We start from the raw sequence: 22,807 nt of genomic DNA, 5'->3' as shown, positions 1-22,807 counted from the left end.
AGAATCCCTCAAGACCCCTTGACTCCGCACGCAAATCGACGGACGATCCTGTTCGATTCGGTCGGATCATGTTGGGTCCTCACCCCTCGGTGTTGAAGGAGTCCCATGCGTGCGATCCTTCGGTCAACCCTCGCCCTGGCCCTCACCGCGACCTGCCTGACCGCCGTCGCCGGCCTCGCGCCACCCGCCGTCGCCCTGGACAACGGTCTGGCCAGAACGCCCCAGATGGGGTGGAACGACTGGAACAGCTTCGGCTGCTCGGTCAGCGACACCCTCGTCAGGCAGACGGCCGACGCCATGGTCGCCTCCGGCATGGCCGCGGCCGGCTACGCCTACGTCAACATCGACGACTGCTGGTCCACCAGGACCCGCAACGCGGCCGGCGACCTCGTCCCCGACCCGCAGAAGTTCCCCGGCGGCGTCAAGGCCGTCGCCGACTACGTGCACGGCAAGGGGCTCAAGCTCGGCATCTACTCCTCGGCCGGAACCACGACCTGCGCCGGCTACCCGGCCAGCCTCGGCAACGAGCGCAGGGACGCGGCCCTGTGGGCGTCCTGGGGCGTGGACTACCTCAAGTACGACAACTGCGGCGACCACCTCGGGCAGAGCGCGCAGCAGCGCTACACCGCCATGCGCGACGCGCTGGCCGCCACCGGCCGGCCCATCCTCTACAGCCTGTGCAACTGGGGCCAGGACAACGTCTGGACCTGGGGCATGCCGGTCGGCAACTCCTGGCGCACCACGGGCGACATCCAGGCGAACTGGGGCTCGGTCATGGGCATCCTGGACAGCCAGGCGGGCCTCGCGGCGTACTCGGGGCCGGGCGGCTGGAACGACCCCGACATGCTGGAGGTCGGCAACGCCGGGCTCACGGCCACCGAGTCGCGGGCCCACTTCAGCCTCTGGGCGCTGCTCAACGCGCCGCTCGTCGCGGGCAACGACCTGCGCTCGATGAGCGCCGACACGCGGGCGATCCTGACCAACGGCGAGGTCATCGCCGTCGACCAGGACTGGGGCGGCCGGCAGGGGCACAAGATCGCCGACAGCGGCGACCTGGAGGTCTGGCGCAAGCCGATGGCCGCGACCGGCACGGGCACGGGCTCGGTCGCCGTCGTGCTGCTCAACCGGGGCGGCGCCGCGGCCACCGTCTCCACCACCGCCTCCGCGCTCGGCCTCGGCGCCGCCGCCGGCTACTCCGTACGCGACCTGTGGGCCCACACGACCGGCTCGTCGGCGGGCACGATCAGCGCCTCCGTCCCGGCCCACGGAGCCGCCATGTACGTCGTCACCGGCGGCGGCACGCCCCCCGCGGCCACCGCGCTCAAGGGCGCCGGCTCCGGCAGGTGCCTGGACGTGCCGGGCGCGTCCCAGACCGGCGGCACCCAGGTCCAGATCTGGGACTGCAACGGCGGCGCCAACCAGCAGTGGACCCCCACCACCGCGGGCGAGCTGCGCGTCTACGGCGGCAAGTGCCTCGACGTGTACGACCGCGGCACCGCCGACGGCACCCGCGTGATCATCTGGGACTGCAACGGCCAGAGCAACCAGCAGTGGCGGCTCGGCGCCGACGGGACGGTCACGGCCGTCGGCGCGAACAAGTGCCTCGACGTGCCGGGCAACGCCACCGCCAACGGCACCCGGCTCGTCATCTGGACCTGCCACGGCGGCGCCAACCAGCGGTGGACCCGGGCCTGACCCACGCGGGCCGCGCCGCGGGCAGGCCCACCTCAGGCCCCCCTCAGGCCCCCCTCAGGCCCCCCTCAGGCCCCCCTCAGGCCACGCGCAGGACGATCTTCCCCTGGATGTGGCCCCGCTCGGCGCGTTCGTGCGCCTTCGGGGCCTCCTCCAGCGGGAAGACGCTGTCGACGCCGACGCGCAGCCGCCCGGCGTCGATCAGCTCGGCCAGCGCGGCCATCTGGGCCCCGTCGGAGTGCACCTGGCCGCCGCGGCGCTCGATGCCGCGCCGGGCGAGCTCCTCGTCGTGGTAGTCGCCGAAGAAGACCGGGCTGAGCGTGCCGCCGTCCTTGAGCGCGGGTAGCAGCGTGTGGCCGCCGGGGCCGCCCACGGTGTCGATCAGGCAGTCAACGTCGCGCACCGCGTCCTGCGGCCGGACCCGGGTGTAGTCGACGAACTCGGCCACGCCCAGGTCCTTCAGGAACGCCTCGTGCCGCCCGGAGGCGACGCCGATGACGTGCGCGCCCAGGTCCGCGGCGAGCTGGACGGCGAAGTGTCCGACGCCGCCGGCCGCGCCGTTGACCAGCACCCGGCTGCCGGGCCGCAGCCCGATGATGTCGTGGACGTACTGGTAGGCGGTGAGCCCGGCCATCGGCACCGCGGCGGCGGTGACGTGGTCCACCGAGGCGGGCTTGCGGGCCAGGTGGCCGGCCGGGGCGGTGGTGTACTCGGCGTACCCCCTGCCGCCCTCGTCGCCGACGCGCGGGAAGCGGACGAGGCCGTACACCTCGTCGCCCTCCCGCCACTCGGTGACGCCGGGGCCGACGGCCGTCACGACGCCCGACACGTCCGAGCCGGGGGTGAAGGGCAGCGGGATCTCCGGCCGCATCGACGGCGGAATGTCGGCGAACCCCCGGCGGGCGTACCAGTCGGGCGGGTTGAGCGCGGCGGCGCGCACCCGCACCAGGACCTCGCCCGGCTGCGGCACGGGCCGGGGCACCTCCTCCAGGCGCAGGACCTCGGGGCCGCCGGTCTCGTGCACGCGGATGGCCTTCATCATCGATTCTCCTCGGGGAGACGGGCGCCGCTATGATGCGGAGCAGTGTTCCGGATCATAACCGGAGCACTGCTCCGCTTGTCAATCGCCGGAAGGTATCGGATGACCTCCACACCCCGGAACCAGCGCGCCGACGCCCAGCGCAACCGGGAGCGCATCCTGGCCGTGGCCGCCGCCGTCATCGAGGAGCAGGGCACGGAGGCGTCCCTGCGCGACGTCGCGCGCCGCGCCGAGGTCGGCCTCGGCACGCTCTACCGGCACTTCCCGACCAGGGAGGCGCTGCTGGAGGCGCTGCTGCGGCAGCGCTTCGACCTGCTCGCCGAACGCGCCAGGGCGCTGGCCGGCGCCGCCGCGCCGCACGAGGCGCTGGTGGAGTGGCTGCGCTCGTTCGTCGAGAGCGCGGGCGCCTACCGGGGGCTGGCCGCCTCGATGATGGCCACGATCAACGACGAGGGCTCGCCGCTGCACGCCTCCTGCCACGCCATGCGCCAGGCGGGCGGACGGCTCCTGGAACGCGCCCAGGCGACCGGCGAGGTGCGCGCCGACGTGACCGGGCTCGACCTGTTCGCGCTGGCCAGCGCGGTGAGCTGGATCGCCGACCAGGCACCCTCGCTGGCCGCCCGCGGCGACCACCTGTTCGGCCTGATCATGGACGGCCTGCGCCCCCAGGAGCGGCTCACCGGCCCGGCGCCCACCCCAGCGGCACCAGCCTGACGTCGAACTCGACCTCCTCGTACGGCCCCTCCATCCCCCAGCCGCCGGCACCCGGCACCGGCCGCCGCACCAGCTCGTCCTTGACCGCGAACGCGGCGTCGGAGCCCAGGTAGGGGTCGCCGGCCAGGAACACGTGCGTGGTCAGCGGCCGGTGGCCGGGCGCGGCGACCTGGTAGTGCAGGTGGGCCGAGCGCATCGGGTGCCGCCCGATCGCGGCCAGCAGCCGGCCGGCGGTGCCGTCGGTCGGCACCGGGTAGCTGCTCGGGCGGACCGTGCGGAACCAGTAGCGGCCCTCCGCGCCGGCGGTGAACAGGCCGCGCAGGTTGCCGGGCCGCTGGGCGTCGTCCTGGCTGTCGTAGAGGCCGTTGTCGGCCGCCTGCCACACGTCCACGGTCGCGCCGGGCAGCGGCGTGCCGTCGCAGGACAGCACCCGTCCGTGCACGACCATCGGCGTCCCGCGACCGCGCTCGGGGCCCTCGCTGATCCACGCGCCGGGCTCGCGCTCCGGGGCGGGGGAGTGGAAGGGGCCCTCGACCGAGGAGGGCGTCATGTTGTCCGGGCCGGCGTGGTTGACGTCGTCCACGGCGGAGGTGAGGCCGAGCATGTCCGACAGCAGCACGAACTCGTCGCGGTCCGGCGTGCACCACCGGCCGGTCTCGGCGAGGAAGGCGAGCCCGGCCCGCCACTCGGCCTCGGTGGGACGCACCTCGTCCACGAACGCGTGCAGGTGGGCGATCAGCGCGGAGACGATCTCGCCGACCCGCGGGTCGGGGGCGTCCACCTGGTCGAGCACCTGCCGCACGAGCTTGTCTGTCATGGCGACCGTCCTTGGCGGGGACCGTGGGGTTCATTATCGGCCTCCGGCCGGGGCCCGGGGAAGGCTCAGGCCAGCCCGGGGAAGGCTCAGGCCAGCCCGGAAAAGGCTCAGGCCAGCACGCGGACCACGCCGGCGAACAGGCGGGGCAGCCGGCGCGCCGCCGGGACCACCAGGCGGGCCGTGCCGGGGCGGCGGGCGGCCTGCACCAGCGCCGCCGTCAGCAGCCGGTGCGTGCGCGACAGGCGCAGCCACGCGCCGTCGTAGTCCTGCGGACGGTCCGCCGCCAGGCACCCGACCAGCAGCTCCGCCGAGCGCACGGCCAGCGAGACGCCCTCGCCGGTGAGCGCGTCCACGTAACCGGCGGCGTCGCCCACCAGCAACACGCGGCCGGCGCGGCGGGAGCGCACCGCCTGGCGCAGCGGGCCCGCGCCGCGCACCGGGGTGACGGCCGGCCCGCTCAGGCGGCGGGCCAGCCCGGGGAAGCCGCGCAGGTGCTCCTCGAAGCCGCGCCGCGCCGAGCTGAGCACCGCGACGCCCACCAGGTCGTCGCCGACCGGCGTGACGTACGCCTCGCCCGCCCCCGACCAGTGGACCTCGACGAAGTCGCTCCACGGCTCGATCCGGTAGTGCCTGCGCAGGCCGTACCGGCGGGGGCCGCGTGCCGGCAGGTCGAGGCCGAGCGAGCGGCGCAGCGGCGAGTGCAGGCCGTCGGCGGCCACCAGCCAGCGGGCCCGCAGCCCAATCGCGCTCACGCCGTCGCGGTCCTGGTCGGCGCGGGTGATCCGGCCGGTGACCGTCTTGACGCCCAGCTCGGCGGCCCGCTGCCAGAGCGCGGCGTGCAGGCTCGTGCGCCGGACGCCGAGCCCAGGCCCGGCGGCGAACGCGGCCCGCGCCTCCCGCCGCCCGTCGAGGTAGTGGATGCCGCGGAAGCCGCGGCCCTCGACCGGCGCGCCCATCGCCGCCAGCGCGGCCACCCCGCCCGGCATGACGCCCTCGCCGCACGCCTTGTCCACCGGCGCGGCGCGCGGCTCGACGACGACCGCCTCCATCCCGGCCAGCGCCGCGTGGATCGCCGTGGCCAGCCCCGCCGGCCCACCACCCGCCACCAGCACGTCGATCACCGGCCCGCCTCCCGGCCGTCCGCCGCCAGCACGTCGATCACCGGTTCACGCCTTGGTCGCGAGGGTGAGCGCGGCGTTCTCGCAGCGGATGCGCACCACCATCAGCGCGGCGTTGAGCAGCGTGAACGCCAGCGCCGTCAGCCACGCCGTGTGCACCAGCGGCAGCGCCAGCCCCTCGGCCGCCACCGCCACGTAGTTGGGGTGCCGCAACCACGCCAGCCGGTACGGCCCCCGCCGCACCAGCGGCAGCCCCGGCACCACGATCACCTGCGTGTTCCACCGCGGCCCGAGCGCGGTGATGCACCACCACCGCAGCCCCTGGGCCGCCACGACCACCGCCAGCATCGGCCAGCCGAGCGCGGGCACGAACGGCCGCCCGGCCAGGGCCACCTCCAGCGGCGCGCACACCAGCAGCCCGGTGTGCAGGGCCACCATCCACGGATAGTGCCCCCGCCCGGTCACCACGCCGCCGCGCGCCATGCTCCACGCGGCGTTCCGCCTGGCGACGACCAGCTCGGCCAGACGTTCCAGGCCGACGAGCACGATGAGCACCAGATACCAGGTCACAGGCCAACCACCAGCCGATCGCAGGGACGGGGGACTACCAGCGCAGCAGCACGAGCTCGGAGCAGAAACCGGGGCCCATCGCGATGACCAGCCCCCAGCTCCCCGGCGCGGGCGGCTCCCCGGCCAGGGTCTCGCCGAGCACGTGCAGGACCGAGGACGACGACAGGTTGCCGTTGGCCGCCAGCGAGCGCCACGTCACGTCGAGCGCGCCCACGGGCAGCTCCAGCACCTCCGACACCGCCTCCAGCACCTTCGGCCCGCCCGGATGGCACACCCACGCCGTCACCTCCCCGGCGGTGATCCCGTGCTCGGCCAGGAACCCGTGCACGTCGTCGGCCAGGTAGCGGCGCACCACGGCGGGGACGCTGGCGTCCAGCATGACGCGGAACCCGGTGTCGCCCACCTGCCAGCCCATGACGTGCTCGGAGCCGGGATACAGGTGGCTGCGGGTGGCGACGACCGTAGGCCCGGCGGGCCCGGCGGGCCCGGACGTGCCCCGCCCGCCGCCGCTGGCGACCACGGCCGCCGCGCCGTCGCCGAACAGCGCGCTGGCGACCAGGTTCGCGGGCGAGGAGTCGCCGCGCTGCAGGGTCAGCGAGCACAGCTCCACCGACAGCAGCACGGCCACGTGGTCCGGCCAGCCGCGCAGGTAGTCGTGCAGCCTGGCGATGCCCGCCGCGCCCGCCACGCAGCCCAGGCCGAAGACGGGCACCCGCTTGACGTCGGGACGCAGCCCGAGCCCGGCGGCCAGCCGGGCGTCCACGGACGGCGCGGCGATGCCGGTCACCGACGTGAACATGATCAGGTCGACGTCGGTCGGCTCCAGCTCGGCGGCGTCCAGGGCGGCCTTCACGCTCTCCAGTCCCAGCTCGACCGCGACGGAGACGAAGGCGTCGTTGGCCGCGCCGAAGCCGTTCAGCTTCTCGTAGCGGTCGATGGGTAGGGCGAGGTTGCGGTGCTCCACGCGGGCGCTGCGGTGCAGACGGTCGAGCAGGCGGCGGTCGGCGCCTTCGGGCAGGCACAGGCGGGCGGCCATGTCGGTGAGCTCGGACTGCGGGTAGCGGTGGGGAGGGAACGCACAACGGACTGCGGAGATTCGGGTCATGCAGTGCTCCCTCGACAGGTCGCCCACAACATCCACTCCCCGCACGCTTCCCGCAAGGATGGTCATTTAAGCCATGGGCGGCGCGTGGGAATTCTCGTCCGGGATCTCCCGGTCTACGATCACCGTGTGACCGACCCGGATCCCGCGGCCGCCGCCGTCGTGCGCGGCGGGCCGGTCCGCACGGCCGTCGCGCTGGCGCTGGCCTGCCATCCGGGCCCGACCGTGGCGGTGACCGCCCTGGTCACCGCGCTGGCCGTGGCGGCGGGCCGGGATCCGGCCGGCTGCGTCCTGGTGGCCGCCGCGGTGCTGGCCGGGCAGTTGTCGATCGGCTGGTGCAACGACGTGCTCGACGCCGGGCGCGACGCCGCCGCCGGTCGCACGGGCAAACCGGCCGCCGACGGCACGGTGAGCGTGACGGCCGTTCGGGTGGCCGCGCTGACGGCCCTCGCCCTGTGCGTGCCGCTCTCCCTGGCCTCGGGCCGTACGGCGGGGCTGGCGCACCTGGCGGGCGTGCTGGGGGCCTGGGGGTACGACTTCGGCCTGAAGGCCACCGTCCTGTCGTGGGCGCCGTACGCCGTCGGGTTCGGGGTGCTGCCGGCGTTCGTGACGCTGGGCCTGCCCGGGCAGCCGTGGCCGGCGTGGTGGGCGGTCGCCGCGGCGGCGCTGCTGGGCGTGGGCGCGCATCTGGCCAACGTGCTGCCCGACATCGAGGGCGACCTGGCGACCGGCGTGCGCGGGTGGCCGCAGCGGCTGGGGGCGGCGCGCGTACGGCTGCTGGCGCCGGTGCCGCTGCTGGCCGCCACCTGCCTGCTCGTCCTCGGGCCCGCGGGCGGCCCGGGGGTGGTGGGGTGGGCGGCCATGGCGGCCGCGGTGCTGCTCACGGCCGGGGGAGCGCTGCTGGCCGGCCGGTCCGCGCGGGCGCCGTTCGTCACCGCCGTCGCCGTGGCGGCCGTGGACGTGCTCCTGCTGCTCGCCAACGGCGCCACCTTGACAGCCTGAGCCACGGCGCGGCCCTGACGGCCTGAGCCACGGCGCCGCCCTGACGGCCCGAGCCTTGGTCAACCGTGGCGGGGCAGGCGTGCCGCGCCGCGCAGCCAGCGCAGGCCCACCGCCAGGGCCAGCGGCGCGGGCACCGTCCCGGCGCCGAGCCCGACCTCCACCAGCAGGTCGAACACCTCCTTGCGGCGCGCGGCGGTCGCGATCGCCGCGTCGATGAACCCAGGCGACTGGGCCAGCCGGGCCAGCACGTCGGTCGTGCGCAGGTGCCGCCCCAGCGCGCCGCGCAGCTTGGCCCGGTACCGCGCCAAGGGGTCGCCCGGCGTCTCGGCCGCCGCCTCGACGACGGCCTCGGCCGCCAGCCGTCCCGACAGCAGCGCGTAGTAGATGCCCTCGCCGGTCAGCGGGTTGACCAGCCCCGCCGCGTCCCCGGCGAGCAGCACCCGCCCGGCGCCCGGCGCGGGCCGCCCGGTCGACAGCGGCAGGTGATGGGCGCGCAGGTCGCGCGCGGGCCGGTCGGGCAGCAGCTCGGCCAGCCTGCCGTGCAGCACCTGGCGGCCCGGCGCCCCCGCCGCCCGCAGCCGGGGCAGCAGCATGCCGAACCCGACGTTCGCGGTGCCGTCGCCGATCGGGAACGACCACGCGTAGGCCGGCCAGCCCGCCCGCTGCATCGCGATGAGCTGCACGTCGTCGGCCTCGGGCACGTCGGCGTAGCCGCGCACGGCCAGGGCGGTGTGCCGCTCGCCCGCCGCGGGCAGCCCGATCAGCCGGCGCACCGCCGAGTAGGCCCCGTCGGCCGCCACCACCGCGCGGGCCCGCAGCCGCCCGTCCAGCACGACCCAGGACCCGTCCTGGGCCAGCTCCCTGACGCGGTGGCGGCGCACCTCGACGCCCCTGGCCCCGGCCGCCGCCACCAGCCGCGCGTCGAACACCCGGCGCGGCACCACGTGGTTGGGCCGGGCCGCCTCGGCCGAGACGCGGAGCCCGCCCGGCGAGACCACGGTCAGCCGGGGCGTGGGCCGGTAGTCGTCGATGAGGTCCGGCAGGCCCAGCCGGGCCAGCTCGTCGCGCCCGTGCGCGGCGATGCCGTCGCCGCACGGCTTGTCGCGGGGGAAGCCGGCCCGGTCGAGCAGCACCACCCGCAGGTCCGGCCGCAGCTGGACGGCCCGCAGCGCCGCCGCCGAGCCCGCCGGTCCCGCGCCCACGACCGCCAGGTCCCATTCCTCACCCATGCGAGGTCTAGTCCCACCCGGCACGGTGAAGGAAACCCGTTCCCGCCGGTGTCCCATCCGGCGCGGCGGGGGAAACCCGTTCCCGCCGGCGTCCCATCCGGCTCGGTGGGGGAGACCCGTTCCCCGCCGGGTCAGGCCCGCGACAGCGCGCGGGCGGCGTGGATCAGGGGCACGTGGCTGAACGCCTGCGGGAAGTTGCCCACCAGGCGCCCGTAGCGCGGGTCGTACTCCTCGGCCAGCAGCCCGACGTCGTTGCGCAGCTCCAGCAGGCGTTCGAACAGCTCCCGCGCCTCCTCCTTGCGGCCCTGCATCGCCATCACCTCCACCAGCCAGAAGCTGCACGCCAGGAACGCGCCCTCACCGCCGGGCAGGCCGTCGACGTCGTTGTCGGCGGCCAGCGGATAACGCAGGACGAACCCGTCGGACATGAGCTCCTTCTCGATCGCCGCCACCGTGCCGGTCACGCGGGGGTCGTCGGGCGGCAGGAAGCCCACCACCGGGATCATCAGCAGCGCCGCGTCCAGCTCCGACGACCCGTACGACTGGGTGAAGGTGTTGCGGTGGGGGTCGAAGCCCTTGTCGCAGATCTCGGCGTGGATCGCGTCGCGCAGCGTGCGCCACCTGTCGATCGGGCCGGTGCGGCCGAAGCTCTCGACGTACTTGACGGCCCGGTCGAGGGCGACCCAGCACATCACCTTGGAGTGCACGAAGTGCCGGCGCGGGCCGCGCACCTCCCACAGGCCCTCGTCGGGCTCGTCCCAGTGCTCCTCCACGTAGTCGAGGAGCTGGCGCTGGATCGACCAGGCGCGCTCGTCGGCGGCCAGGCCGCGGGTGCGGGAGACGTACAGGCAGTTCATCACCTCGCCGTAGACGTCGAGCTGGAGCTGCTGGACCGCCTCGTTGCCGATGCGGACCGGGCGGGAGCCCTCGTAGCCGTCCAGCCAGTCGAGGCGCAGCTCGGGCAGGCGGCGCTCGCCGGCGACGCCGTACATGATCTGCAGGTCCTGGGGACGCCCGGCGATGGTGCGCAGCAGCCAGGACCGCCAGTCGGCGGCCTCGTCGAGGTAGCCCGAGCTGATCAGCGCGTCGAGCGTCATCGTGGCGTCGCGCAGCCAGCAGAACCGGTAGTCCCAGTTGCGCACGCCGCCGATGTCCTCGGGCAGGGACGTGGTGGGCGCGGCCACGATGCCGCCGGTCGGCGCGTACGTCAGCCCCTTCAGCGTGATCAGCGACCGGGTCACCGCCTCCCGGTAGGGGCCCTGGTAGGCGCACTTGCCGACCCACTCGGTCCACATGGTCTCGGTCTCGGCGAGCTGCTCCTCGGCGTCGATGCGCGGCGGCATCGGCTCGTGGGAGGGGTGCCAGGTGAACACGAACGGCAGCCGGTCGCCCGCGTTGACGGTGAAGGTGGCCCGGTGGGCGTAGTCGCCGCCCTTGAGCGGGACGGGGGAGTGCAGCCACACCGAGTCGGGGCCGCCGACGGCCTGCAGGTGGCCGTTCGTCCGGCGCACCCACGGCACGATGCGCCCGTAGTCGAAGCGCACGCGCAGCTGGGTGGAGACCTCGACGCTGCCCGAGACCCCCTCGACGATGCGCACGACGTCGGGGTTCCGGTCGCGCGGGGGCATGAAGTCGATCACCCGGACGGTGCCGGTCGGGGTGTCCCACTCGCTCTCCAGGATGAGCGTGTCGGGCCGGTAGCGGCGCCGGGTGGCCGGCCGCCGGGCCGCCGGGCCCGCCGGCCCCAGCCACCAGTGGCCGTTGCGCTCGCTGCCCAGCAGGGCCGCGAAGCACGAGGGGGAGTCGAACCTGGGCAGGCAGAGCCAGTCGATGGAACCGTCCCTCGCCACCAGTGCGGCCGACTGCATGTCTCCGATCAGCGCGTAGTCCTCAATCCGCATGCCGAAGACGCTACTCGCGCGCGGGTGATCCCGCGCCGGGTCGGGCCTGTCGCGTCAGGACGGCCCCGGCGCGGGATCACGACAAGGGGAACCAGCGGGTGAACAGCTGGGTCAGCGGGCCGATGGCGAGGGCGAAGACCAGCGTCCCGACGCCGACGCTGCCGCCGAGCAGCCAGCCCACGGCCAGCACGGTCAGCTCGATGAGGAAGCGGGCCAGCCGGACGGACAGCCCGAGCCGCACCAGTCCGGTCATGACGCCGTCGCGCGGCCCCGGGCCCAGGCCCGCCCCGATGTAGAGCACGGTGGCCAGCGCGATCGCGACCACGCCGAGCGCCACGTACAGCGCCTGGACGGCCAGGTGGGACGGCGTGGGCAGCAGCAGGATCGCCGCGTCGGCGAACAGGCCGAGGAACACCACGTTGCTGATCGTGCCCAGGCCGGGCCGCTGGCGCAGCGGGATCCACAGCAGCATCACCAGGGCGCCGACGCCGATGATGACGGTGCCGATGGACACGTCCAGCCGCAGGGCCAGGCCCTGGTGGAAGACGTCCCAGGGGTCGTTGCCGAGGCCCGACTCCACCTGCAGCCCGATGCCGGCGCCGTACAGGGCCAGGCCGCCGTAGAGGCGCAGGAGGCGGGAGGGGAGGGAACTCAGGCGGGGGACGGTTGCTTCGCTCATGATGGCCTCATGGTGGCAGGCCACCTGGTTGCCAAAACAGGGCCAATCAGCGAAAGTGGCCTTATGAGGCATTTGTCGGCTGTGCAGGTGGCCCGGCTGGTCGACGTCGATCCGGCCGCGCGCCCGTACTACCGCGCCCTGGCCGACGGCGTGCGCGCGCTCATCATGGACGGCCAGATCCCCGTACGCGTGCGCATGCCAGCCGAGCGCCACCTGGCCGAGACCCTGGGCGTCAGCCGCACCACCGTCACCTCCGCCTACGACCTGCTGCGCGAGCGCGGTTACCTGGACAGCAGGCAGGGCTCGGGAAGCTGGACCACCCTGCCCGACCCGGCCACCACCCGCGAGAACCCCTGGTTGTCCACCGGCGACGACGGCCTGATCCAGCTCCACTGCGCCGCCCCGCCCGCGCCGTCCGCGTTGCGCGAGGCCATGGCCGAGGCCCTGGACGACCTGCCCAGGTACGGCATGGGCAACGGCTACGACCCCATGGGCCTGCCGGTCCTGCGCGAGCGCGTCGCCGCCCGCTACACCGAGCGCGGCCTGGCCACCCGGCCGGACCAGATCGTCGTCACCACCGGCTCCCAGCACGCCATCCAGCTCGTGGCCGGGCTGCTGATCGGCCCCGGCGACCCCGTCATGGTCGAGTCGCCGACCTACCCGCACGCCATCGACGTGGCCCGCCAGCACGGCGCCCGCATCGTGCCCTTCGGCATCTCGCACGAGGGCTGGCAGCCCGACCTGATGGCCGCCACGATGCGGCAGTCGGCCGCCCGCCTGGCCTACCTCATGCCCGACTTCCACAACCCCACCGGCGCCCTCATGGACGACGCCACCCGCGCCGCCGTCGCCGGCGCGGCCCGCCGCAACGACGTCGTCCTGCTAGTCGACGAGACCTGGAGCGAGCTGGCCCTGGACGACGTGCCGCGCACCGCGCCGATGGCCGCCTTCGACACCGACAGCCGGGTGATCAGCATCGGGTCGGCGTCCAAGTTGTGGTGGGGCGGCCTGCGCATCGGCTGGATCCGCACCACGGCCGCGCTGGCCCGCCGGCTGGCCCGGCACCGCGCGGTCGTCGACATCTCCAGCCCCGTCATGGAGCAACTGGTCACCGCCCGCCTGTTCGAGCGGATGGCGCAGACCCGGGCCGAACGCCTGCGCGGCCTGCGCGCCTCGCGGGACGCGCTGACCGCCGCGCTGGCCCGGCACCTGCCGGAGTGGACGTACACGCTGCCCGGCGGCGGCGGCACGCTGTGGGTGCGGCTCAACGGCGACACCTCCACCACGCTCGCCGACGCGGCCTTCTCCCACGGCGTGCGCCTGGCCCCCGGGCCGTGGTTCGGCCTGGAAGGCACGCTGGAGGGCTACCTGCGGCTGCCGTTCACCCTGCCGCCCGAGACCGTGGCCGACGCCGTCGCCCGCATCGCCCGCGCCCGTGCCCAGGGCCCCACCGGCGCCCGCCGCCACCCCGACTCGCTCGTGCCGATGGTGTGAGCGACTCGCCCGCGCGTGGTGCGGGGGCTAGGAGTGCTCCTCGGCGCCCTTGGCCAGGGGAGCCCGCCAGTTGCGGCGCATCGCGGTGATGCGCAGGCCGAAGGCCAGCAGCGCGGCGGCGAGCGTGGCCGGCCAGCCGTGCATCCCGGCCGTGGACAGGCCCGCCATCACGGCCGAGCCCAGCAGGGCGGGCACCGCGTAGAGCTGGCGGTCGTACAGCAGCGTGGGGATCTCGCCGGCCAGCACGTCGCGGATCACGCCGCCGCCGACGGCCGTCGTGACGCCGAGGATGGTGGCGTGCAGCGGGCTGAGTCCGTACTCCAGGGCCTTCTCGGTGCCGACGGCCGCGAACAGGCCGAGGCCGGCCGCGTCGAGCACCATGATGACCGGCATCACCCGGGCCACGTGCGGATGCCAGAAGAAGACGATCACCGTGGCGGCCACCGGCACCAGCACGTATCCCAGGCTCTGGAAGGCGGCCGGCCGCACGTTGAGAATGAGATCGCGGACCAGGCCGCCGCCGAGCGCCGTCATCTCGGCCAGGACGCCCATCCCGACCACGTCGAGCCGCTTGCGCACACCCATGAGCGCACCGGTCAGTGCGAAGACAAAAATACCGACAAGGTCGAGAATTTCAGACACGTTGGATGTTTTTACCGGATCGGCGGCATGGCCGCGGCATGGTAGTGCTCGGCCATGAGCACCCGCAGTTTCCGCGTGAACAGGAACAGCGCCGCCCCGGCCGCGATCGCCATGATCGCCAGGACCAGGTAGTACATCGGGTCGGACAGGTAACGGGTGAGCCGCCCCGTCTGGCCGCCGACCGCGTCGCCCACCGACACCGCGATGAACCAGATCCCCAGCATCTGCCCCTTGAACGCCTCCGGCGCCAGCTTCGTCGTCACCGACAGCCCGACCGGGCTCAGCGACAGCTCGCCGAACACCTGGATCAGGTAGACCAGCACCAGCCACCACACCGACACCCGCCCGCCGGTCGCCAGCCCGGCGGCGATCGCCATCACCACGAAGCTCAGCCCCACCATGACCAGCGCGAACCCGAACTTCTGCGGCGTGCTCACCCGCACCCCGAGCTTCACCCACAACGCCGCGAACACCGGCACGAAGATCATGATGAACAGCGGGTTGAACGACTGCGTCGTCGCCGCCTGGATCGGCACCCCGAACAGCTCCAGCCGGGTGTGGTCGGCGGCGAAGAACAGCAGCTTGCTCGGCGCCAGGTCGTAGATCATCCAGAAGATCGCCGCCGCCACGAACAGCCAGATGTAGGCCTTCATCCGGCTGCGCTCCTCGTCGGTGAGGCTGTGGCTGCCCAGCAGGATGTAGGCGAAGTAGACCACCGGCACGATCAGGATGACGATCGTGATCGCCAGCGCCAGGCGGTCGATGGTGAGCGTGCCCGTGGCCGCCCACGCGCCGAGCGCGACGGCGGTCACCGCCACGCCCGCCGCGGTCGCCCGGCCGAACCGGCGGCGCTCGGGCGGCGTCAGCCGCACGCCGGGACGCTCCCCGACGCCGCGCAGGTTCCGGCCGCCCCAGACGTACTGCAGCAGGCCGAGGGCCATGCCGACGGCGGCGGCGCTGAAGCCCAGGTGCCAGCGGTCGCCGTCGGCCAGCCAGCCGACGACGAGCGGCGCGAAGAAGGCGCCCAGGTTGATGCCCAGGTAGAACAGGGAGAAGCCGGCGTCGCGGCGGCCGTCCTCGTCCTCGCCGTACAGGCGGCCGACCATGACCGAGATGTTCGGCTTGAGCAGGCCCGTGCCGCTGATGATGAGCAGCAGCCCCAGCCAGACGAAGAACGACGTCGTCACCGGGATCGCCATGCTGATGTGGCCCAGCATGATGACGAACCCGCCCCAGAACACCGACCTGCGCGCCCCGAGCACGCGGTCGGCGATCCAGCCGCCGGGCAGCGCCACCAGGTAGATCAGCGCCCCGTAGACGCCGACCACCGCCTGCGCGGTCTCCTGCGACATGCCGAGGCCCTTGTGGGCGGGCGAGGCCGCCATGAACGTGGCCAGGATCGCCCGCAGGCCGTACCAGCTGAAGCGTTCCCACATCTCCGTGGAGAACAGGGTCGCCAGCCCCCACGGATGCCCGAAGAAGGTCCTTCCGCCCTTGCTCATGCCCGTCCCCCCGAGACACGTACGGCACCTGAACGATCACTCTACGTGACCGGGCCGACTGTTTCCCGCGGGGGTCTTGCCGCTGCCCAGAGGGTGTGGTGCGATGCATGCCACCTGTGCAAGTGATTACTGACTGGAGGCGGGTGCCATGGCCGAAGTCCTCGACGTACGGGCCGACATCGAGCGGGAGATCGCCGGTCGCACCGTCTGCGAACAGCTCAGGCAGGTCGCCGCCGAGCACCCCGACGCACCCGCGTACTCCGACCCCGAGGGCTCCGGCGGCTGGACCACGGTGACCTACGGCCAGGCGCGGCGGCGCATCCTGGAGATCGCGGCCGCCTTCGCCGCGCTCGGCCTGGAGCGCGGCGAGTCCGTCGCGATCATGATGGTCAACCGCAGCGAGCACGTGCTGGCCGACCTCGGCGCCGTGCACGCCGGCGGCGTGGGCTGCACCGTCTACTCCACCTTCGCGCCCGACCAGATCGCGTTCGTGGCCGCCGACGTGGGCGCCCGCTTCGCCGTGCTGGGCGGCCCCGCCGAGCTGGCCCGCTGGCGGCCGGTGCTCGACCGGCTCGACGGCCTGCGCCGGATCATCATGCTCGACGGCGCCCCCGACGACGAGCGGTTCCTGTCCTGGGCCGACTTCCTCGACCTGGGCCGCGCCCGCCTGGCCGAGGACGAGGCCGCCGTCGAGGCCCGCGCCCGCGAGGTGGCCGCCGGCGACGTCGTCACCGTGCTCTACACCTCGGGCACCACCGGCATGCCCAAGGGCGTGCCGCTCACCCACACCAACGTCTTCTACGAGGCCGCCGCCACCGACCGCATCACCTCGCTGCCGACGCACGGCACCCAGATCTCCTACCTCACCTACGCCCACATCGCCGAGCGCATCCTCAGCCTCTACCTCCCGCTGGTCAAGATCTCGCACGTGCACTTCTGCACCGACCTGGCCAACCTCGGCGCCACGCTCGGCCAGGTCAGGCCGATGATGTTCTTCGGCGTGCCGCGCGTGTGGGAGAAGATGATGGCCCGGCTGCTGGCCGTGCTCGCCACCCAGCCGCCCGAGCAGCAGGCCGCCGTACGCGAGGCCATGGCGGCCGGCGCCGCCTACGTCGAGGCCGGCCAGTACGGCGGCATGATCACCCCCGAGATCCAGGCCGCCTACGACAAGGCCGACGCGGCCCTGCTGTCCGTCGTCCGCGGCATGATCGGCTTCGACCGCGCCGAGTGGACCGCGACCGGCGCCGCCCCCCTGCCCGCCGAGGTCCAGCACTTCTACGCCGGCCTCGGCCTCAAGGTCATCGACGTCTACGGCATGACCGAGACCACCGGCGCCTTCACCGGCAACAGCCCCACCTGCTACCGCCTGGGCACCGTCGGCAGGGCCGAGCCCGGCGTCGAGGTCCGCATCGCCGAGGACGGCGAGATCCTCACCCGCAGCCCGCTCAACACCGGCGGCTACCTCAACCGCCCCGAGGCCACCGCCGAGCTGCTCGACGACGACGGCTGGCTGCACACCGGCGACATCGGCACGGTCGACGACGACGGCTTCTACCGCGTCGTCGACCGCAAGAAGGAGCTCATCATCACCGCCGGCGGCGAGAACGTCTCGCCCGCCGAGATCGAGAACCACCTCAAGGAGCACCTGCTCATCGGCCAGGCCCTGGCCTACGGCGACAACCGGCCGCACCCGGTGGCCGTCCTGACCCTCGACGGCGAGACCGCGCCGGGCTGGGCGCAGGCCCGCGGCATCGCCTTCACCTCCCTGGCCGAGCTGGCCGAGCACCCCGACGTCCTGAAGGAGGTCGCCGCCGCCGTCGAGGCCGCCAACGCCAGGCTGGCCAGGGTGCAGCAGGTCAAGCGGTGGGCGCTGCTCGGCACCGAGTGGACCGCCGAGACCGAGGAGCTCACGCCGAGCCTGAAGCTGAAGCGGCGCGTCATCCACGCCAAGTACGCCGACGTCATCGAGTCCCTCTACGGCGAGGCGGGCTGACCCGCGGCCCCGGCGGCCCTGTCGGCTTTGCCATAAGGGGTGCGTGTCGCGGTCCTGGTCATGACCGGGCGGTTCCTAGCGTCTCGCTCATGACCAGAAGCCTCCTTCTCGTCTCGCTCGCGGCGGGGTCGCTCACGGCGCCCGTGCCTGCGTATCCCGCCGCGACCGAGCTCGCCATCCGCGCCATCACCGTACGGCCCGCGAACCCGGTCGTGGGGGCCCACGACTCGGTGAGCCTGGTGATCGACGTGATCGCGCGGGGCGCGCGCGGCAAGAACGGCGTCACCGTCAAGGTCGAGCCCGGCGCCCCGCCCGGCCCGCTGCTGTCGGCCAAGCCCCCGGTGGAGGACGCCTCCGACCTCCCGCCCGCCGCCGAACCCGGCCTCCAGCCGCCGGTCGTTTCCTGGCCCGAGTCGTCCTCCTCGCCCTCGGGGCCCGGGTCGTCGTCGGCGCCCGCCGAACCCGCCGAATCCGCCGAACCCGCCGAATCCGCCGGGTCCGCAGAGCCAGCCGGGTCCGCAGAGTCAGCCGGGCCCGCGGGGCCGTCCGGATCGTCGGCGTCGCCGGCCGGCCCGGCCGCCGCCGCGCCGGGGAGCGCGTACGCGAACCCGGCCTCCGGCGGCCCGGTCGAGGGGCTGCGGGCCCTGATGCCGCTGCCCCTGACGGTCGCCGCCGAGCCCGGCATCGACCTGCAGAAGGCCCCCTCCACCGGCGCGCCGCCGCCCCGGCTGGTGTGGCGCCAGGGGGCGGTTCCGCCGGCCCGGATGGCGGCCGACTGGCAGACCTGGCGTTTCCTGCCCGACAAGAAGCTGAACCGCTTCTACCCGACCGGCACCTGGACGATCAGCGCCACCGCCAGGGACGCCGACGGCGCCACGGTCACCGAATACGCCTCCTTCGAGCTCAGGAGGGCGACCAGGCTGTCGTCCGTCCGGGTGGAGAGGTCGCCGAAGTCCGCCGGGGGTGTGCGCCTGCGCGGCTCGCTGACCAGGATCGACCCGCGCGGCTTCACCGACTTCGGGCCGTACGCCAAACAGCGGCTGCGCCTCCAGTGGCGTGGGGAGGGCTCGCCGGCCTGGGAGGACGTGGCCGAGACGACGACCGACGCGGCCGGGGCCTTCGTGCAGACGGTGCCGCCCAGGAGAGGCGGCCTGTGGCGCGTGCACTTCCCAGGAAACCCCCACTACGCGCCATACACCACTAAACCCCGACAAATCGCCAGTTAGCGTAATAAAACACGCGCAAAAAAGCTGCCGGGGTATTTGTCGTTATCCAATTGTGATGTGTCTTATCGCAACTTTTCTTTACCCTTCAGCGTCATTAGGCGTTGACGTGTCCCGTCCCTGGGGCGCGTCCGAGACGGGGAAGGATTTGTTTTTGATGATGCGACGTCTAGCCGCCGGACTGGCCGCGGCAGCCCTGGGCGCCACGATGGTGGCCACGGCCGCCGCGCCCGCCCTGGCGGACCCGGACCCCGATCCCGACTTCGCGGGTGGGAGCACGAGCCTCCAGCTCGACGTCAACCCCGAGCCGGCGCGGCGCGGCAGGGCCCTCGACATCCAGGGCAAGCTGTCGGTGTCCTGCGACGAGGACTACATCAGCGGGTTCGTCGCGGTGCACCACGCCGACTACTGCAAGGACAGCGAGCGCTGGCACCGTCTGGCGTGGAAGCGGGTCGTGATCCTCTTCCAGGCCGACGGCAGCGGCGAGTGGGACTACGTCGAGACGGTGCGGACGAACCGGGACGGTTCCTTCCGCACCAGCGAGCGGGCCTACACCTCGGGCACCTGGCGTGCCGTCTTCGAGGGCTCCAGGTACCTGGCCCCCTCCGAGGGCAAGGACTGGGTGAAGGTCTACGGCGGCCGCCGCCACTAGCGACACCAGGCGCAAGCCGCCACTGGCGACACCAGGCGGAAGCCCGGCCTCGCGGCCGGGCTTCCGGCATGTCCGGGGCGGTTCCCGGGCCTGCCGTTGCCGGGCGGCGGGAAGCTGCGGGCGGCGCGTGCCCTGGCGGCGCCAGTTCAGTAACCCACGGCGACCTGAACCCGGTGGTGCCGCGGGTCCTCGATCTCCGCCACCACCGCCGCCGCCAGATCGGCGTAGGAGAACACCGGCCCGCCCTCCTCGGCGGCCATGACCTGGTCCCCGCCGAACCGGTGCCGTCCGCTGTGCTCCGCCCGGTCGTCCAGCACCACCGGCGGCGGCGCGATCACCACCCAGTCCAGCGCCCCGCCCTCCTCGCGGAACACCTCCAGCTCGGCGGCGTGCCCGAGGGAGAACGTCCGGGCGTCCTCGGGGAAGCCGGGGGTGTCTACCAGCCGCGTGCCCGGCGCGACCTCCAGCAGGGTGCCGATGCCCACCGCCACCAGCCGGGGCACGCCCGCCGCGGCCAGCCCGCCGGTCAGCGCCCGCGCCGCCGCCGTGTAGAACTCCGCGGACGGCACGTCCAGCCGGACACTCGCCTGCACCGCCACGTCGTGCCCCGCCGCGACCGCCGCCACGCTCTCCCGGTCGGTCACGTCACCGGCGACCACGCGCACGCCGTCGCCGGACGGCCCCGCGTACCGGGCCGGGTCGCGGACCACGGCCGTCACCTCGTGCCCGCGCTCCAACGCCTGCCCGACCACCCGCGCGCCGGTCCGTCCACCGCCGCCGAAAACCACGATCCTGCTCATCGTCCACCATTCCGTCCAGCGGCCGGCACACCCGGCCGCCCGGCAGACGGTAGACGCCCGACGGTCACTTCCCGCAACGATAGTGAGCCTGCGCCGCCTAGCATGGACGCCATGGCCGAACCCCTTGACCCCGACATGTTCGCCGCCTGTACCCACGTCGCCCCCGTCCGCGTCGGCGACAAGTGGACCGCCAAGATCATCCGCTGTCTGGAGCAGGGCCCGAGACGCTTCACCGAGCTGCAGGTCCCGCTGCGCGGCATCACCCCGAAGGTCCTCACCGCGTCCCTGCGCGCCATGGAACGCGACGGCCTGCTCACCCGCACGGCCTACCCCGAGATCCCGCCCCGCGTCGAGTACGCGCTGACCCCCCTCGGCCGCAGCCTGCTCGCGCCCATGGCGGCCGGCTGCGAGTGGTCCAGGCGGCACCTGTCGGAGCTCATCGACGCCCGCGAGTCCTGGCACGCCGCCCACCCCTGACGGCCCCCGCGGAATCGATCACCGGCGCGGCGCGTTGCCCGCCAGGGACGGGCGGGCGGTTTTGAGCGCCGCGCGACACCCGTCGTAGTCTGGCTCTCTGGCGAAACGGACAGGAGGTGACGCCCCATGTTGCGAGACTCGTTCGGACGGGTGGCCACGGATCTGCGGGTGTCCCTCACGGACAAGTGCAATCTGCGCTGCACGTACTGCATGCCGCCCGAAGGGCTCGACTGGCTGCCCAACGCCCAGCTGCTGACGGCCGACGAGATCGTCCGGCTGGTGCGCGTCGGCGTCGAGCGGCTGGGCATCACCGAGGTGCGCTACACCGGCGGCGAGCCGCTGCTGCGGCGCGAGCTGGTCGACATCGTCGCCCGCACCACCGCCCTCGGCCCGCGTCCCCAGGTGCTGCTGACCACCAACGGCATCGGCCTGGCCCGCCTGGCCGAGCCGCTGGCGAAGGCCGGCCTCGACCGGGTCAACGTCTCCCTCGACACGCTCGACCCGGCCACGTTCAAGCGGCTCGCCCACCGCGACCGGCACGCCGACGTCATCGCCGGGATGGCCGCCGCCGACGCGGCGGGTCTGCGCCCGGTCAAGGTCAACGCGGTGCTCATGCGCGGCGTCAACGACCACGAGGCCGTGCCGCTGCTGCGCTTCTGCCTGGAGCGCGGCTACGAGCTGCGCTTCATCGAGCAGATGCCGCTCGACGCCCAGCACGGCTGGACCCGCGAGGGCATGATCACCGCCGACGAGATCCTCGAACGCCTCTCGGCCGCCTTCGACCTGACGCCCGACGACACGGAGCAGCGCGGCAGCGCCCCGGCCGAGCGGTTCCTGGTCGACGGCGGCCCGGCCCGGGTCGGCGTGATCGGCTCGGTGACGCGCCCGTTCTGCGGCGCCTGCGACCGCGTCCGGCTCACCGCCGACGGCCAGGTGCGCAACTGCCTGTTCGCCACCGAGGAGTCCGACCTCAAGACCGCCATGCGCGCCGGCGCCTCCGACGACGACCTGGCCGCCCGCTGGGTCGCCGCGGTCGCCCGCAAGCGCGCCGGGCACGGCATCGACGACCCGTCCTTCCTCCAGCCGTCCAGGCCGATGTCGGCCATCGGCGGCTGACGTGCCCTTCGACCCCCTCGCCCCCCTCGACTTCTTCGACGCGGTCGTCCTGGCCGGGGGAGCGGCCCGCCGGCTGGGCGGCGCGGACAAGCCCGGCCTGGCCGTCGGCGGGCGTCCGCTGGTCGAGCGGGTGGTCGCGGCGGCGTCCGGCGCGCGCCGCACAGTCGTCGTCGGGCCGCGCCGGGAGCTGCCCGGGGTCGTGTTCACCCGGGAGGACCCGCCGGGCGGCGGGCCCGTCCCCGCGCTGGCCGCCGGGCTGCGCGAGGTCGACGCGCCGTGGCTGGTGCTGCTCGCTGGCGACCTGCCGTTCCTGACGGCCGCGCACGTGCGGGAGCTGCTGGCGGCGGCCCGTCCCGGCGCGGGAGCGGTCATGGTCGACGACGACGGCCGCGAGCAGTGGCTCGTCGGCGCCTGGCCGGTTGCGGAGCTGCGGGCGGCGCTCGCCGCCTACACCGGGCGTTCCCTCAAGGGCCTGCTGGGCCCCCTGACCGGAACGCGGCTGGCCTCGCCGGGCCGGCCGTGGTTCGACTGCGACACGATGGACGACCTGAAGGAGGCTCGCATGAACGTACTCGCCGAGTGGACGGCGCTGGTGTGCAAGGAGCTGGGCGTCGACCCCGCCCGGGTGGACCGCGACCTGGTCCTCGACCTGACCAAGGAGGTCGCCCACGGGGTGGCCAGGCCCGCCGCGCCGCTCACCGCCTACCTGCTCGGGCTGGCCCAGGGCGCGGGAAGCGCCCCCGAGGACGCCGTCGCCAGACTGATCACATTGGCGAAGAACTGGGAGCAGGCGACCACCGAGACGCTGACTGACGGCTGACACTCGAACGAACTCTTGAAGTCAAGCCGACCGCTTCCTCCAGATTTCCTGTGAATTGCGAGGAGGAGGCCGTTGTAAACGATTTCGGGAAAGCGGTCCTATCGGACTCCGGCCGGCGCGGGGGACTGATCGTCCAATGCAAAGGGCTGGCCAGGAAAAGGGCGACGCCGGGTGGTTACGGGGGCAAACCACCCGGCGTCGCTTCATCGGCGTTCCGACGGGGGC

At 73.9% G+C, this 22,807-nt stretch carries 21 protein-coding genes; 10 read left to right on the top strand and 11 right to left on the bottom strand.

Translation table 11 applies throughout. From position 1 onward, the window contains the following. Positions 1–105 precede the first annotated feature (105 nt). Positions 106–1,695 (top strand): lectin, encoded by a 1,590-nt coding sequence (locus AB0J71_RS42805; RefSeq protein WP_364419858.1) that lies wholly within the window; start codon positions 106–108, stop codon positions 1,693–1,695. Positions 1,696–1,771: 76 nt separating this feature from the next. Here the strand turns inward: AB0J71_RS42805 and AB0J71_RS42800 are convergent, their stop codons facing one another. Further along, a complete protein-coding gene (locus tag AB0J71_RS42800; RefSeq protein WP_352331018.1) occupies positions 1,772–2,734 on the bottom strand; it encodes an NADP-dependent oxidoreductase in 963 nt (320 codons plus the stop codon). Between the two features lie 99 nt (positions 2,735–2,833). On the opposite strand from AB0J71_RS42800, the gene AB0J71_RS42795 reads away from it, so the two are divergent. After that, on the top strand, positions 2,834–3,445 hold the full coding sequence (locus AB0J71_RS42795) for a helix-turn-helix domain-containing protein (RefSeq protein WP_364419856.1): 612 nt from the start codon (positions 2,834–2,836) through the stop codon (positions 3,443–3,445). Here AB0J71_RS42795 and AB0J71_RS42790 read toward each other — a convergent pair. The 4 genes from AB0J71_RS42790 to AB0J71_RS42775 form a co-directional block, all read right to left on the bottom strand. Continuing rightward, complete coding sequence (locus AB0J71_RS42790; protein WP_364419854.1) at positions 3,408–4,262, bottom strand: dioxygenase; 855 nt, start codon at positions 4,260–4,262, stop codon at positions 3,408–3,410. The two genes, AB0J71_RS42795 and AB0J71_RS42790, sit on opposite strands and share 38 nt — an antisense overlap. Positions 4,263–4,369: 107 nt before the next feature. Further along, entirely contained in the window at positions 4,370–5,383 is a 1,014-nt protein-coding gene (locus AB0J71_RS42785; protein ID WP_352327315.1) for an NAD(P)/FAD-dependent oxidoreductase, read from the bottom strand. A gap of 45 nt (positions 5,384–5,428) precedes the next feature. Further along, positions 5,429–5,950, bottom strand: a complete 522-nt coding sequence (locus AB0J71_RS42780) for an isoprenylcysteine carboxylmethyltransferase family protein (RefSeq protein ID WP_352327316.1) — start codon at positions 5,948–5,950, stop codon at positions 5,429–5,431. 34 nt (positions 5,951–5,984) lie between these two features. Beyond that, the gene (locus tag AB0J71_RS42775; protein ID WP_352327317.1) at positions 5,985–7,055 is read right to left on the bottom strand and encodes a type III polyketide synthase; all 1,071 of its coding nucleotides are present in this window, start codon (positions 7,053–7,055) and stop codon (positions 5,985–5,987) included. Between the two features lie 126 nt (positions 7,056–7,181). Here AB0J71_RS42775 and AB0J71_RS42770 point away from each other — a divergent pair, with 126 nt between their 5' ends. Further along, complete coding sequence (locus tag AB0J71_RS42770; protein ID WP_364419852.1) at positions 7,182–8,054, top strand: UbiA family prenyltransferase; 873 nt, start codon at positions 7,182–7,184, stop codon at positions 8,052–8,054. A 59-nt stretch (positions 8,055–8,113) separates the two neighbouring features. Here AB0J71_RS42770 and AB0J71_RS42765 read toward each other — a convergent pair whose 3' ends face one another. The 3 genes from AB0J71_RS42765 to AB0J71_RS42755 all read right to left on the bottom strand — a co-directional run bounded on the left by AB0J71_RS42765 (position 8,114) and on the right by AB0J71_RS42755 (position 11,863). Beyond that, the gene (locus AB0J71_RS42765; RefSeq protein ID WP_352327319.1) at positions 8,114–9,283 is read right to left on the bottom strand and encodes an NAD(P)/FAD-dependent oxidoreductase; all 1,170 of its coding nucleotides are present in this window, start codon (positions 9,281–9,283) and stop codon (positions 8,114–8,116) included. Positions 9,284–9,414: 131 nt separating this feature from the next. After that, positions 9,415–11,184, bottom strand: a complete 1,770-nt coding sequence (locus AB0J71_RS42760; protein WP_352327320.1) for a glycoside hydrolase family 15 protein — start codon at positions 11,182–11,184, stop codon at positions 9,415–9,417. 76 nt (positions 11,185–11,260) lie between these two features. Then, positions 11,261–11,863: a hypothetical protein gene (locus tag AB0J71_RS42755; RefSeq protein WP_352327321.1), complete on the bottom strand. Its 603-nt coding sequence runs from the start codon at positions 11,861–11,863 to the stop codon at positions 11,261–11,263. Between the two features lie 63 nt (positions 11,864–11,926). On the opposite strand from AB0J71_RS42755, the gene AB0J71_RS42750 reads away from it, so the two are divergent. Beyond that, a complete protein-coding gene (locus AB0J71_RS42750; protein WP_352327322.1) occupies positions 11,927–13,357 on the top strand; it encodes a PLP-dependent aminotransferase family protein in 1,431 nt (476 codons plus the stop codon). A gap of 27 nt (positions 13,358–13,384) precedes the next feature. On the opposite strand, the gene AB0J71_RS42745 is transcribed toward AB0J71_RS42750, so the two are convergent. Both AB0J71_RS42745 and AB0J71_RS42740 read right to left on the bottom strand, forming a co-directional pair. After that, entirely contained in the window at positions 13,385–13,999 is a 615-nt protein-coding gene (locus tag AB0J71_RS42745; protein ID WP_352327323.1) for a trimeric intracellular cation channel family protein, read from the bottom strand. Positions 14,000–14,010: 11 nt separating this feature from the next. Beyond that, complete coding sequence (locus tag AB0J71_RS42740) at positions 14,011–15,501, bottom strand: oligopeptide:H+ symporter (RefSeq protein WP_364392921.1); 1,491 nt, start codon at positions 15,499–15,501, stop codon at positions 14,011–14,013. Positions 15,502–15,649: 148 nt separating this feature from the next. Between AB0J71_RS42740 and AB0J71_RS42735 the strand changes: the two genes are divergently transcribed. The 3 genes from AB0J71_RS42735 to AB0J71_RS42725 all read left to right on the top strand — a co-directional run bounded on the left by AB0J71_RS42735 (position 15,650) and on the right by AB0J71_RS42725 (position 19,369). Next, positions 15,650–17,494 (top strand): AMP-dependent synthetase/ligase, encoded by a 1,845-nt coding sequence (locus AB0J71_RS42735; RefSeq protein WP_352330866.1) that lies wholly within the window; start codon positions 15,650–15,652, stop codon positions 17,492–17,494. An 89-nt stretch (positions 17,495–17,583) separates the two neighbouring features. After that, positions 17,584–18,720, top strand: a complete 1,137-nt coding sequence (locus AB0J71_RS42730) for a hypothetical protein (RefSeq protein ID WP_364419850.1) — start codon at positions 17,584–17,586, stop codon at positions 18,718–18,720. A gap of 154 nt (positions 18,721–18,874) precedes the next feature. Beyond that, complete coding sequence (locus AB0J71_RS42725; protein WP_352331503.1) at positions 18,875–19,369, top strand: hypothetical protein; 495 nt, start codon at positions 18,875–18,877, stop codon at positions 19,367–19,369. 146 nt (positions 19,370–19,515) lie between these two features. On the opposite strand, the gene AB0J71_RS42720 is transcribed toward AB0J71_RS42725, so the two are convergent. Beyond that, positions 19,516–20,169: an NAD(P)H-binding protein gene (locus tag AB0J71_RS42720; RefSeq protein ID WP_364419848.1), complete on the bottom strand. Its 654-nt coding sequence runs from the start codon at positions 20,167–20,169 to the stop codon at positions 19,516–19,518. A 111-nt stretch (positions 20,170–20,280) separates the two neighbouring features. Between AB0J71_RS42720 and AB0J71_RS42715 the strand changes: the two genes are divergently transcribed. The 3 genes from AB0J71_RS42715 to AB0J71_RS42705 all read left to right on the top strand — a co-directional run bounded on the left by AB0J71_RS42715 (position 20,281) and on the right by AB0J71_RS42705 (position 22,582). Further along, positions 20,281–20,646, top strand: a complete 366-nt coding sequence (locus tag AB0J71_RS42715) for a helix-turn-helix domain-containing protein (RefSeq protein WP_352330878.1) — start codon at positions 20,281–20,283, stop codon at positions 20,644–20,646. 126 nt (positions 20,647–20,772) lie between these two features. Then, positions 20,773–21,762 carry a GTP 3',8-cyclase MoaA gene (moaA, locus tag AB0J71_RS42710; protein ID WP_352330876.1) on the top strand — a complete coding sequence of 330 codons (990 nt, stop codon included), beginning with the start codon at positions 20,773–20,775 and terminating at the stop codon, positions 21,760–21,762. A gap of 1 nt (position 21,763) precedes the next feature. Next, positions 21,764–22,582, top strand: a complete 819-nt coding sequence (locus AB0J71_RS42705; RefSeq protein ID WP_364392914.1) for an NTP transferase domain-containing protein — start codon at positions 21,764–21,766, stop codon at positions 22,580–22,582. The last annotated feature ends 225 nt before the right edge of the window (positions 22,583–22,807 follow it).

The organism is Nonomuraea sp. NPDC049637 (genome assembly GCF_040675235.1).
Classification (GTDB): domain Bacteria; phylum Actinomycetota; class Actinomycetes; order Streptosporangiales; family Streptosporangiaceae; genus Nonomuraea.
The sequence above is the reverse complement of the archived record's forward strand: the minus strand, read 5'-3'. Positions and strand labels throughout refer to the sequence as shown.

Coding starts and splice junctions, on each gene's coding strand:
- AB0J71_RS42805 (WP_364419858.1), top strand. CDS start 106: ATGCGTGCGATCCTTCGGTCAACCCTCGCCCTGGCCCTCACCGCGACC.
- AB0J71_RS42800 (WP_352331018.1), bottom strand. CDS start 2,734: ATGATGAAGGCCATCCGCGTGCACGAGACCGGCGGCCCCGAGGTCCTG.
- AB0J71_RS42795 (WP_364419856.1), top strand. CDS start 2,834: ATGACCTCCACACCCCGGAACCAGCGCGCCGACGCCCAGCGCAACCGG.
- AB0J71_RS42790 (WP_364419854.1), bottom strand. CDS start 4,262: ATGACAGACAAGCTCGTGCGGCAGGTGCTCGACCAGGTGGACGCCCCC.
- AB0J71_RS42775 (WP_352327317.1), bottom strand. CDS start 7,055: ATGACCCGAATCTCCGCAGTCCGTTGTGCGTTCCCTCCCCACCGCTAC.
- AB0J71_RS42765 (WP_352327319.1), bottom strand. CDS start 9,283: ATGGGTGAGGAATGGGACCTGGCGGTCGTGGGCGCGGGACCGGCGGGC.
- AB0J71_RS42760 (WP_352327320.1), bottom strand. CDS start 11,184: ATGCGGATTGAGGACTACGCGCTGATCGGAGACATGCAGTCGGCCGCA.
- AB0J71_RS42755 (WP_352327321.1), bottom strand. CDS start 11,863: ATGAGCGAAGCAACCGTCCCCCGCCTGAGTTCCCTCCCCTCCCGCCTC.
- AB0J71_RS42750 (WP_352327322.1), top strand. CDS start 11,927: ATGAGGCATTTGTCGGCTGTGCAGGTGGCCCGGCTGGTCGACGTCGAT.
- AB0J71_RS42740 (WP_364392921.1), bottom strand. CDS start 15,501: ATGAGCAAGGGCGGAAGGACCTTCTTCGGGCATCCGTGGGGGCTGGCG.
- AB0J71_RS42735 (WP_352330866.1), top strand. CDS start 15,650: ATGGCCGAAGTCCTCGACGTACGGGCCGACATCGAGCGGGAGATCGCC.
- AB0J71_RS42730 (WP_364419850.1), top strand. CDS start 17,584: ATGACCAGAAGCCTCCTTCTCGTCTCGCTCGCGGCGGGGTCGCTCACG.
- AB0J71_RS42725 (WP_352331503.1), top strand. CDS start 18,875: ATGATGCGACGTCTAGCCGCCGGACTGGCCGCGGCAGCCCTGGGCGCC.
- AB0J71_RS42720 (WP_364419848.1), bottom strand. CDS start 20,169: ATGAGCAGGATCGTGGTTTTCGGCGGCGGTGGACGGACCGGCGCGCGG.
- AB0J71_RS42715 (WP_352330878.1), top strand. CDS start 20,281: ATGGCCGAACCCCTTGACCCCGACATGTTCGCCGCCTGTACCCACGTC.
- moaA (WP_352330876.1), top strand. CDS start 20,773: ATGTTGCGAGACTCGTTCGGACGGGTGGCCACGGATCTGCGGGTGTCC.